This is a genomic window from Streptomyces sp. SID5643 (genome assembly GCF_009872555.1).
Taxonomy (GTDB): domain Bacteria; phylum Actinomycetota; class Actinomycetes; order Streptomycetales; family Streptomycetaceae; genus Streptomyces; species Streptomyces iakyrus.
In genome coordinates this window covers 1-9,062 of sequence record NZ_WWIC01000087.1, presented here as the reverse complement: position 1 = coordinate 9,062, position 9,062 = coordinate 1, and the positions used below count along the sequence as shown (strand labels likewise).

Below are 9,062 nucleotides of genomic sequence, written 5' to 3'. Positions count from 1 at the left end.
ACGAGTTCTCCGGCGGCCAGCGCCAGCGCATCGGCATCGCCCGCGCCCTCGCCCTGCGGCCGAAGCTGATCGTGGCCGACGAGCCGGTGTCGGCGCTGGACGTCTCGATCCAGGCGCAGGTCGTCAACCTGCTCCAGGACCTCCAGCGGGAGTTCGGCATCGCCTTCGTCTTCATCGCCCACGACCTGGCCGTGGTACGGCACTTCTCCGAGCGGGTCGCCGTGATGTACCTCGGCAAGATCGTGGAGGTCGCCGAGCGGGAGTCGCTCTACACCAGGCCCCGGCACCCCTACACGCACGCGCTGCTGTCCGCCGTACCCGAGGCCGACCCGGACGCGGTGGAGCGGCGTGAACGCATCCGGCTGGCCGGGGACGTGCCGTCCCCGATCGACCCGCCCTCCGGATGCCGCTTCCGCACCCGCTGCTGGAAGGCACAGGACAAGTGCGCCACCGAGGAACCGCCCCTGGCCCGGGCCGAGGGCAGTCCCACGGGCCATCTCACCGCCTGCCACTTCCCCGAGGAGCCCACGGTCGCCGCGCGCGAGGAGGACATCGTCCTGGACCCGGCGCTCGGCCGGGCAGGGTCGCCCACGGGGTGAGTCACCCGTGCACCGCGTTCCGCAGCGCCCGGCCGGCGTGCCTCGTCACCGGATCTCCGTGACCGAAGCAGGCCACGTCCGGGTCCAGTTCGGCCAGGAGGCGGCAGGCCGCGAGGACCTGCGGGCGGTCGAGGTTGAACACTCCCGGCATCACGGTGCCGTCGACGGGTGACGCGGCGACCGTGTCACCCGTGAACAGCACTCCGTGTTCCGGGAGGTGGAGCGCGATGCTGCCGTGCGTATGTCCCGGGACGTGCACGACACGCGCCCCGCCGCCGATGTCCAGCACGTCGTCGCCGGAGACTTCGGTGAGTCGCGGCGGCCGGGCGAAATCCCCCTCGGGCAGCAGCCTCGCCGCCTGCTGGTGCAGTGGCCGCTCCCAGTCCTCGAAGACCGGCGGCGGACCCGGGACGTCCCCGCGTACGACCGGCGCGTCGAGTCGGTGGGCCAGCACCTCGGCGCCGCTCAGCGCGGCGAACTCGCCCGCCCCGCCCGCGTGGTCCTCGTGGAAGTGGGTCAGCACGATCCGCCGCACGTCCCGGGGGGCGAGGCCGAGGGCGGTCACCGCCTCGGCGATGTGTGTTCCGGAGCCGGCCGGGCCGGCGTCGACCAGCGTCAGTCGGCCGCCGTCGCGCCAGAGGTAGGCCTGACCGACCGGGAAGCGCAGGAGGTGCAGGCGGGGAGACAGGTCGATCAGTTCCATGGGGCGACCATAGAAAGGCCCCCGTCCCGGGACGAGGGCCTTCTGCTGCGGGCAGAGCGGTCAGCCCGCCGCGTAGTTGCGCAGGAACAGCGCCTCGGCCACCGACAGGCGCTCCAGTTCGTCGGGGGACACGCTCTCGTTCACCGCGTGGATCTGCGCCTCCGGCTCGCTCAGCCCGATGAGCAGGATCTCCGCACTCGGGTAGAGGGCGGCCAGCGTGTTGCACAGCGGGATCGAGCCGCCCTGCCCCGCGTACTGCATCTCCTGGCCCGGGTAGGCGACCGCCATCGCGGCCGCCATGGCCTGGTACGCCGGGCTGGAGGTGTCGGCGCGGAAGGCCTGGCCCTCACCGATCTGCTCGGTGCTCACCCGCGCACCCCACGGCGTGTGCGCCTCCAGGTGTGCCTGGAGCAGCTTGGTCGCCTCGCTCGCGTCCACCCCCGGCGGCACCCGCAGACTGACCAGCGCCCGGGCACTGGCCTGCACGGACGGGGTGGCACCGACGACCGGAGGGCAGTCGATGCCGATGACCGTGACGGCCGGCCGCGCCCAGATCCGGTCGGCGACCGTGCCGGACCCGATCAGCTCCACGCCGTCGAGCACCTTGGCGTCCTGGCGGAACTGCTCCTCCCCGTACTCCAGACCCTCCCAGGCATCGCTTCCGGAGAGCCCCTCGACGGTCGTCGAACCGTCCTCGGCGCGCAGCGAGTCCAGGACCCGGATCAGCGCGGCCAGCGCGTCGGGCGCGGCGCCGCCGAACTGGCCCGAGTGCAGGTTGCCCGCGAGGGTGTCGATGCGCACGCGGACGAGGGTCATACCGCGCAGGGTGGAGGTCACGGTCGGCAGACCGGCGCGGAAGTTGCCCGCGTCGCCGATGACGATCGTGTCCGCCGCGAGCAGCTCCGGGTGGGCCTCGGCATACCGCTCCAGACCGCCCGTGCCCATCTCCTCGGAGCCCTCGGCGATCACCTTGACGCCGACGGGGATCCCGCCGTTCGCCTTCAGCGCGCGCAGCGCCAGCAGGTGCATGATCAGGCCGCCCTTGCAGTCGGCGGCTCCGCGTCCGTACCAGCGCCCGTCCCGCTCGGTCAGCTCGAACGGCGGCGTCGTCCAGGCGGCCTCGTCCAGCGGCGGCTGCACGTCGTAGTGGGCGTAGAGCAGGACGGTCTTGGCGCCGGCCGGGCCGGGCAGGTAGCCGTAGACCGACTGCGTGCCGTCGGGGGTGTCGAGCAGGGCCACGTCCTGGAAGCCTTCGGCGGTGAGCGCGTCCGCGACCCAGCGTGCGGCGCCCTCGCTCTCGCTCTTCGGGAACTGGTCGAAGTCCGCCACCGACCGGAAGGCCACCAGTTCGGTGAGCTCCTCCTTCGCCCTGGGCATCAGCGAGGCGACGGTCTCGGCGACCGGATTCGACGACATGGGCACGCTCCTCGTGGGTGCGACGTTGTACGGATGCGTACGTCTCGGTACGCGATGATCGTGTGGTGCGGGAGCGGCCCCGTGTAAGGGCCACCCACGTCGCCGATCCTCCCACAGCGGCCTGCGGTGACCGCCGCCGTAGGATGCGGGAGACAGCGGCAGGCGGCTTGATCGGGAGCAGTAGACCATCGTGAGCAGCGAGAACTCTTCGGCGGACGACGTGCGGCAGGTGTGGGACGTCGTCGTGGTGGGCGCGGGACCCGCGGGCGCTTCGGCCGCCTATGCGGCAGCGGTGGCCGGCAGACGCGTGCTGCTGCTGGAGAAGGCCGAACTGCCGCGGTACAAGACGTGCGGTGGCGGCATCATCGGTCCCTCACGTGACGCGCTGCCGCCCGGCTTCGAGCTGCCGTTCCGCGACCGGGTGTATGCGGTGACGTTCTCCAGCAACGGCCGGTTCACGCGCACGCGCCGCTCGAAGCAGATGCTGTTCGGGCTGATCAACCGGCCCGAGTTCGACCAGCAGCTGGTCGAGCACGCGCAGAAGGCGGGCGCCGAGCTGCGGACGGGCGTCACGGTCCAGCGGGTCGAGCAGCACGGCTCGGCGGTGCCGGACCGGCGCACGGTCGCCGTGGTCCTCCAGGGCGGCGAGGTCGTGCTCGCGCGGGCCGTCGTCGGTGCGGACGGCAGTGCCAGCCGTATAGGGGCCCATGTCGGGGTCAAGCTCGGTCAGGTGGATCTCGGCCTGGAGGCGGAGATCCCGGTGCCGGAGACCGTCGCCGAGGACTGGAAGGGCCGGGTGCTCATCGACTGGGGCCCCATGCCCGGCAGTTACGGCTGGGTCTTCCCCAAGGGGGACACCCTGACGGTCGGGGTCATCTCGGCCCGTGGCGAAGGCGCCGCGACCAAGCGGTACTTGGAGGAGTTCATCGGGCGGCTCGGCCTCGCCGGCTTCGAACCGAGCATCTCCTCCGGGCATTTGACCCGCTGCCGGGCCGACGACTCGCCGCTCTCGCGCGGGCGGGTGCTGGTGTGCGGCGACGCGGCGGGGCTGCTGGAGCCATGGACCCGGGAGGGCATCTCCTTCGCGCTGCGCTCCGGCCGGCTCGCGGGGGAGTGGGCGGTGCGGATCGCCGAGGCGCACGACGCCGTGGACACGCGCCGGCAGGCTCTGAACTACGCGTTCGCCGTCAAGGCCGGGCTCGGAGTGGAGATGAGCGTCGGCAAGCGGCTGCTGACCGTGTTCGAGCGCCGTCCCGGCCTGTTCCACGGAGCGCTGACGGGCTTCCGCCCGGCGTGGAAGGCGTTCAAGGAGATCACGCAGGGCTCGACGTCGCTGGGCGAGATCGTCCGCGCGTATCCGATCGCCCAGCGGGCCCTGACCGCGCTGGACCGCCGTCCCGCCGCGGGCGGCGAGGTCAGTTCGCCGGAGTGATCTCGAAGACCGGGTGGTCGGGGGCGATGCGGCGCAGTTCGGCGTCCGGGGAGTCGGGGCCGACGCCGTGGAAGAAGACCCCGACCTCTGCCTTCCAGCGCTTGAGGTAGGCGCGCAGGACCGGGGTCTTGTCGTCGTCGCCCACCTCGACCGCGGTGAAGACGTCCACGCGCTTGCCGAGGTGCAGTTCGCCGCCGCCCGCGGCGCGCATGTTGTGCGTCCACTGCACATGACCGCGGGGAGCGACCAGGTACTGCTTGCCGTCCACAGTCAGCAGGTTGACCGGGGTGGTGCGCCACTGGCCGCTCTTGCGGCCGCGGACGGCGAGGACACGGGAGCCCCAGACGCTGATGCCGCGGCGGGTCATCCAGGCCACGACGCGGTTGAAGACGTTGACGGTGAACCAGCCGGGCTTCTGGACGTGCGTGGACATGGGGCCCCCTCGGGTGGCGGCGAAGCGGTGCTCTCTTATGTGAGCACTGCTCTCACTCTCTCTGGCGTCAGTGTGCACGAGCCCGCCTCGCCCGCGCAAGAGCACTGCTCTCTTTTGTGTTCACCGCTCCGTTCTGTGTGCAGTGCTCCGTTCTCATGGGAGACTGCCCGGCATGAGCACCGCACAGGGCGCCCGTGCCCGGGCCAGGATCGAAGTCACCGCGGCCATCAAGGGCGAGGCCCGCAGACAGCTCGCGGCGGAGGGCGCCGCCCGGCTCTCCCTGCGCGCCGTGGCCCGTGAGCTCGGCATGGTCTCCTCCGCGCTGTACCGCTACTTCCCCAGCCGTGACGACCTGCTGACCGCTCTCATCATCGACGCCTACGACTCCCTCGGAGAGAGCGCCGAGGCGGCCCACGATGCGGCGGACCCGCCCTTCGAGCGCTGGATCTCGGTCTGCGAGGCGGTGCGGGGCTGGGCTCTGGACCGTCCGCACGAGTACGCGCTGATCTACGGCTCGCCCGTCCCCGGCTACACGGCCCCCGACACCACCGTCCCGGCCGCCGCCCGCGTCGGCCTGCTGCTCATCGGCATCGCCCGCGACGCCCACCGGGGCTCTGTTCCCGGCCGGCCCGCGCTGGCGGACGAGCTCCGCCCGGAGGCCGAGCGCATGGCCGCCGACCTCGCCCCCGACCTCCCCCCGGAAGTCGTCACGGCCCTCGTCGCCGCCTGGGCCCAGCTGTACGGACTGGTCGGCTTCGAGCTGTTCGGCCAGTTCAACCGGGTGGTGGAGGACCGGGAGGCCTTCTTCCGGCACGCGGTGGGACAACTCGCCCGGGGGGTGGGGCTGGTTCCCGGGCTCCGATAGGTCACCGGGTTCGGTCGCTCGCACGTACTTCCCGGGGAGTACGCCTGATCACCTCGCCGGGGTGACGCGACTGTGGCGGCGTGGCGTCTAGCGTGGCCGGTATGGACGAGCAGAGCGCGCGGAGCGGTCCGCCGCGGGGGTGGCGGCACGGGTCCCCGCCGTGGGACCGGTGGGAGCACCCCGCGACGCGATGGCCCTGGCGTTCCACGGTGCTCGTGACCGTGTTCGTCCTGGTCGGTTCGGGCTTCGCCGCCCACGCACAGCAGGGCGAGCGGGCGGACCTGGATCCCTTCGCACGGGTGCTGCTGCTGGTGGCCGGAGGGCTGCTGCTGTGGCGCAAGCGGTATCCGGTGGCCGTGGTGTTCGGCACGGCGGCGGCCGTCATGGTCTACCTGGGGGCCGGGTATCCCTACGGACCGGTGCTCCTCACCGTCGCCCTGGCCTGCTTCAGCGCCGTCGTCGCCGGGCACCGCCGGGCGGCCTTGGCCGCGATGGGCATGCTGTGGGCCGGGCACGTCCTGGTGGCGCACTGGCTCTTCCGGTGGCTGCCGCCGTCCGGTGACTCAGCCGTCTCCTGGGGCGAGGAGATCGTCGTCGCCACCTGGCTGGTGGCCATCGCGGCGGTGTCGGAGCTGTTCCGTGTGCGGCGCGAGCAGTGGATCCGCGACCGGGCCGAACGTGCCGTGGCCGCGCGGCGGCGGGCCGACGAGGAGCGGCTGCGGATCGCGCGGGAGCTGCACGACGTCCTCGCCCACAGCATCTCCGTCATCAACGTGCAGGCCGGAGTCGGCCTCGCGCTCCTCGACACCGACCCCGAGCAGGCCCGCACGGCCCTGACCACCATCAAGGACCAGAGCAAGGAGGCGCTCGGCGAGGTGCGCCAGGTGCTCGACACGCTGCGCGCCCCCGGTGACGCGCCGCGCACCCCCGCGCCCGGGCTCGACCGGCTGCCCGAACTGGTGGAACAGGCCGCGGGGGCGGGCCTCGCGGTCGACGTCGAGGGGAAGCCGCCGCGTCTCGCCCCCGGCACGGATCTCGCCGCCTTCCGGATCGTCCAGGAGGCCCTGACCAACGTCGTACGGCACTCGGGTTCGCGGCACGCGCGCGTGCACCTGGCGCACGACGCGCGGGTGCTGCGACTGCGCGTGGACGACGACGGGCCCGCGACCGGGGACGACGCGGGCGGCAGTGGCAACGGCCTCGCGGGGATGCGGGAGCGGGCCGCCGCCCTGGGTGGCACCATCGAGGCGGGTCCCCGCCCGGACGGCGGGTTCCGGGTGCTCGCCGTGCTGCCGCTCACGTCGTCGTCCGCCGCCCGCACCTCTCCCGGACCGAAACAGGAGGACCGGTGATCCGCGTACTGCTCGCCGACGACCAGTCACTGGTACGGGCGGGGTTCCGGGCGCTGCTCGACGCGCAGCCCGACATCGAGGTGGCCGCGGAGGCCGCCGACGGTGCCGAGGCCGTGCGCCGCATCCGCGAACTGCGGCCCGACGTGGTCCTGATGGACATCCGCATGCCCGCCCTCGACGGCCTCGCCGCGACCCGGCAGGTGACCGGCGACCCCGGCCTGAAGGACGTCAGGGTCGTCATGCTCACCACCTTCGAGCTCGACGAGTACGTCTTCGAGGCGATCCGCTCCGGTGCCTCCGGCTTCCTGGTCAAGGACACCGAGCCCGACGAACTCCTGCGCGCCGTGAGGGCGGTGGTCGCGGGCGATGCCCTGCTGTCGCCGGGCGTCACCCGGCGGCTGATCTCCGAGTTCGCCTCCCGCTCCAAGGAACCGGCGGCGGCCGGCGCCCTGGCCCGGCTCACCGAGCGGGAGCGGGAGGTCATGGCGCTGGTCGGGATCGGCCTGTCCAACGAGGAGATCGCCCGCCGCCTGGTCGTCAGCCCGCTCACCGCGAAGACCCACGTCAGCCGCACGATGGTGAAGCTCGGCGCTCGCGACCGGGCCCAACTGGTCGTGTTCGCCTACGAGTCGGGGCTGGTGCGGCCGGGCTGGCTGGGCTGACCGTCCTTCCGGAACCGGACCAGCACGCTGACGACCCGGACGGCGAAGAGCACCGACGCGAGCACCGAACCGGCGAGCGGCAGCAGGCGCTCCGGCGTCTCCGGCAGGTCGAAGAGCAGTGCGGGCCCGGCCACGGCCCCGAACACCACCGCCGCCGCGAAGGCCGCGCTGCACAGCGCGTATCCGATCTCGACGGTGATCGCGTCCCGTTCGGCCTGCGTACGCCGTCCCCCGTGGCTGGTCATACGGCGAGTGAAGCAGGGGTGCGCCCGGCGGGCAAGGCAGCCCGCCGGGCGCACGGTGGGAGGCGTTCCCCCCGGTTGCGCTAGTCGCCGACGGCGACGCGCTCCGCCTCCTTCGGGGTGGACTTGGCGACCACGACGGACGATCCGGGGGACGTCCGGTCCCGGCGGGGCCGCAGGCCCGTGAGGGTGATCAGCAGGCCGGCGAAGGCGACGAGCGTCACGACCACCAGGCCGGGCCGGTAACTGTCCAGGACGGCCTGCGGAGAGGGGTTGCCGCCCTCGGGGGAGTTCGCGGTCACCACCGCCGTGACCACGGCGAGGAAGATCGCGCCGCCGACCTGGACCGAGGTGTTGAGCAGCCCGGATACCATGCCCTGCTCGTGCTCGTCCACACCGTTGGTGGCCTGGACGTTGAGGGACGGGAACGTCAGCGCGAAGCCGGACCCCACCAGCAGCATCGTCGGCAGGATCACCGCCGCGTAGACCGGGTCGAGGTCGATGCGCAGGAACAGCACGTACCCGGTGACCATCAGCGCGAAGCCCAGCACCATCAGCCGGGCCGTGCCGAAGCGGTCGATGACGGCTCCGACCTTCGTCGCGGACAGCGCCACCAGGGCGCCGGCCGGCAGGAACGCCAGCGCCGTGTGCAGCGCGGACCAGCCCAGCAGCTGCTGCATGTACAGGGTCACCAGGAACTGGAAGCCGATGTAGCTGCCGACGAACGTCAACGCGCCCAGCTGGGCCCGCACTTGCGGCCCCGAACGCAGCACGCCGAGCCGGATCAGCGGGCTGGGGCTGCGCCGCTCGACGGCCACGAAGGCGGCCAGGAGAACGGCCACCGCGGCGAAGGACAGGACGGTGCGGGCCGAGCCCCAGCCCACCTCGGGCGCCTCGACGACGGTGAAGACGAGCAGCAGCATCGAGGCGGTGCCGAGGACGGCGCCCGGCACGTCGTAGCCGCCCCGGCCGCGCTCGCGCTCGGTGCGCGGCAGCAGCTTCATGCCCACGAACAGGGCGATCAGCGCGACGGGGGCGGGCAGGAGCATGGTGAGCCGCCAGCTGGCCTCCGTGAGCAGACCGGAGAAGACCAGCCCCATCGAGTAGCCGGTGGCTCCGCAGGTGGTGTAGATGGCCAGGGCGCGGTTGCGCAGGGGACCTTCGGGAAACGTGGTGGTGATGATCGAGAGGCCGGCCGGGGCCGTGAAGGCCGCGCTCAGGCCCTTGATGAAGCGGCTGGCGATGAGCAGCGGCCCGGAGTCGACGAGACCGCCGAGCAGCGAGGCGAGGGCGAAGACGCCGAGGGCCACCAGGAAGACCTGGCGCCGGCCCAGCAGGTCGGCGGCCCGGCCGCCCAG

The 9,062-nt window shown here is 72.7% G+C and carries 10 protein-coding genes; 5 read left to right on the top strand and 5 right to left on the bottom strand.

Translation table 11 applies throughout. The features are described 5' to 3' along the window. The coding region (locus GTY56_RS10990) for an oligopeptide/dipeptide ABC transporter ATP-binding protein (RefSeq protein ID WP_161364893.1) at positions 1-599 on the top strand (599 nt) is incomplete at its 5' end. Position 600: 1 nt separating this feature from the next. Here GTY56_RS10990 and GTY56_RS10985 read toward each other — a convergent pair. Both GTY56_RS10985 and GTY56_RS10980 read right to left on the bottom strand, forming a co-directional pair. Beyond that, on the bottom strand, positions 601-1,302 hold the full coding sequence (locus tag GTY56_RS10985) for an MBL fold metallo-hydrolase (RefSeq protein WP_161364892.1): 702 nt from the start codon (positions 1,300-1,302) through the stop codon (positions 601-603). Positions 1,303-1,362: 60 nt separating this feature from the next. Beyond that, positions 1,363-2,718: a dipeptidase gene (locus GTY56_RS10980; RefSeq protein ID WP_161364890.1), complete on the bottom strand. Its 1,356-nt coding sequence runs from the start codon at positions 2,716-2,718 to the stop codon at positions 1,363-1,365. A gap of 190 nt (positions 2,719-2,908) precedes the next feature. Between GTY56_RS10980 and GTY56_RS10975 the strand changes: the two genes are divergently transcribed. After that, positions 2,909-4,150, top strand: coding sequence for a geranylgeranyl reductase family protein (locus GTY56_RS10975; RefSeq protein WP_161364888.1), 1,242 nt, complete (start codon positions 2,909-2,911; stop codon positions 4,148-4,150). On the opposite strand, the gene GTY56_RS10970 is transcribed toward GTY56_RS10975, so the two are convergent. Next, a complete protein-coding gene (locus GTY56_RS10970; protein WP_161364886.1) occupies positions 4,134-4,583 on the bottom strand; it encodes a nitroreductase family deazaflavin-dependent oxidoreductase in 450 nt (149 codons plus the stop codon). The two genes, GTY56_RS10975 and GTY56_RS10970, sit on opposite strands and share 17 nt — an antisense overlap. Positions 4,584-4,755: 172 nt before the next feature. Here GTY56_RS10970 and GTY56_RS10965 point away from each other — a divergent pair, with 172 nt between their 5' ends. The 3 genes from GTY56_RS10965 (at position 4,756) to GTY56_RS10955 (ending at position 7,462) form a co-directional block, all read left to right on the top strand. Continuing rightward, entirely contained in the window at positions 4,756-5,448 is a 693-nt protein-coding gene (locus GTY56_RS10965) for a TetR/AcrR family transcriptional regulator (RefSeq protein WP_161364884.1), read from the top strand. A 101-nt stretch (positions 5,449-5,549) separates the two neighbouring features. Further along, positions 5,550-6,800: a sensor histidine kinase gene (locus GTY56_RS10960; protein ID WP_202510021.1), complete on the top strand. Its 1,251-nt coding sequence runs from the start codon at positions 5,550-5,552 to the stop codon at positions 6,798-6,800. Then, positions 6,797-7,462 (top strand): response regulator, encoded by a 666-nt coding sequence (locus GTY56_RS10955; protein WP_161364882.1) that lies wholly within the window; start codon positions 6,797-6,799, stop codon positions 7,460-7,462. The genes GTY56_RS10960 and GTY56_RS10955 overlap by 4 nt, the downstream gene beginning before the upstream one ends. Here the strand turns inward: GTY56_RS10955 and GTY56_RS10950 are convergent. Together GTY56_RS10950 and GTY56_RS10945 are read right to left on the bottom strand one after the other, a co-directional pair. Further along, positions 7,423-7,707 (bottom strand): DUF6332 family protein, encoded by a 285-nt coding sequence (locus tag GTY56_RS10950; protein ID WP_161364881.1) that lies wholly within the window; start codon positions 7,705-7,707, stop codon positions 7,423-7,425. The genes GTY56_RS10955 and GTY56_RS10950 overlap by 40 nt on opposite strands. An 80-nt stretch (positions 7,708-7,787) precedes the next feature. Continuing rightward, positions 7,788-9,062, bottom strand: a 1,275-nt coding sequence (locus GTY56_RS10945; RefSeq protein ID WP_161364880.1) for an MFS transporter, incomplete at its 5' end; no start/stop codon positions are given.

What these genes read in the sequence shown, in the direction of transcription:
- GTY56_RS10985 (WP_161364892.1), bottom strand. Translation starts at nt 1,302, where the DNA reads ATGGAACTGATCGACCTGTCTCCCCGCCTGCACCTCCTGCGCTTCCCG.
- GTY56_RS10980 (WP_161364890.1), bottom strand. Translation starts at nt 2,718, where the DNA reads ATGTCGTCGAATCCGGTCGCCGAGACCGTCGCCTCGCTGATGCCCAGG.
- GTY56_RS10970 (WP_161364886.1), bottom strand. Translation starts at nt 4,583, where the DNA reads ATGTCCACGCACGTCCAGAAGCCCGGCTGGTTCACCGTCAACGTCTTC.
- GTY56_RS10965 (WP_161364884.1), top strand. Translation starts at nt 4,756, where the DNA reads ATGAGCACCGCACAGGGCGCCCGTGCCCGGGCCAGGATCGAAGTCACC.
- GTY56_RS10960 (WP_202510021.1), top strand. Translation starts at nt 5,550, where the DNA reads ATGGACGAGCAGAGCGCGCGGAGCGGTCCGCCGCGGGGGTGGCGGCAC.
- GTY56_RS10950 (WP_161364881.1), bottom strand. Translation starts at nt 7,707, where the DNA reads ATGACCAGCCACGGGGGACGGCGTACGCAGGCCGAACGGGACGCGATC.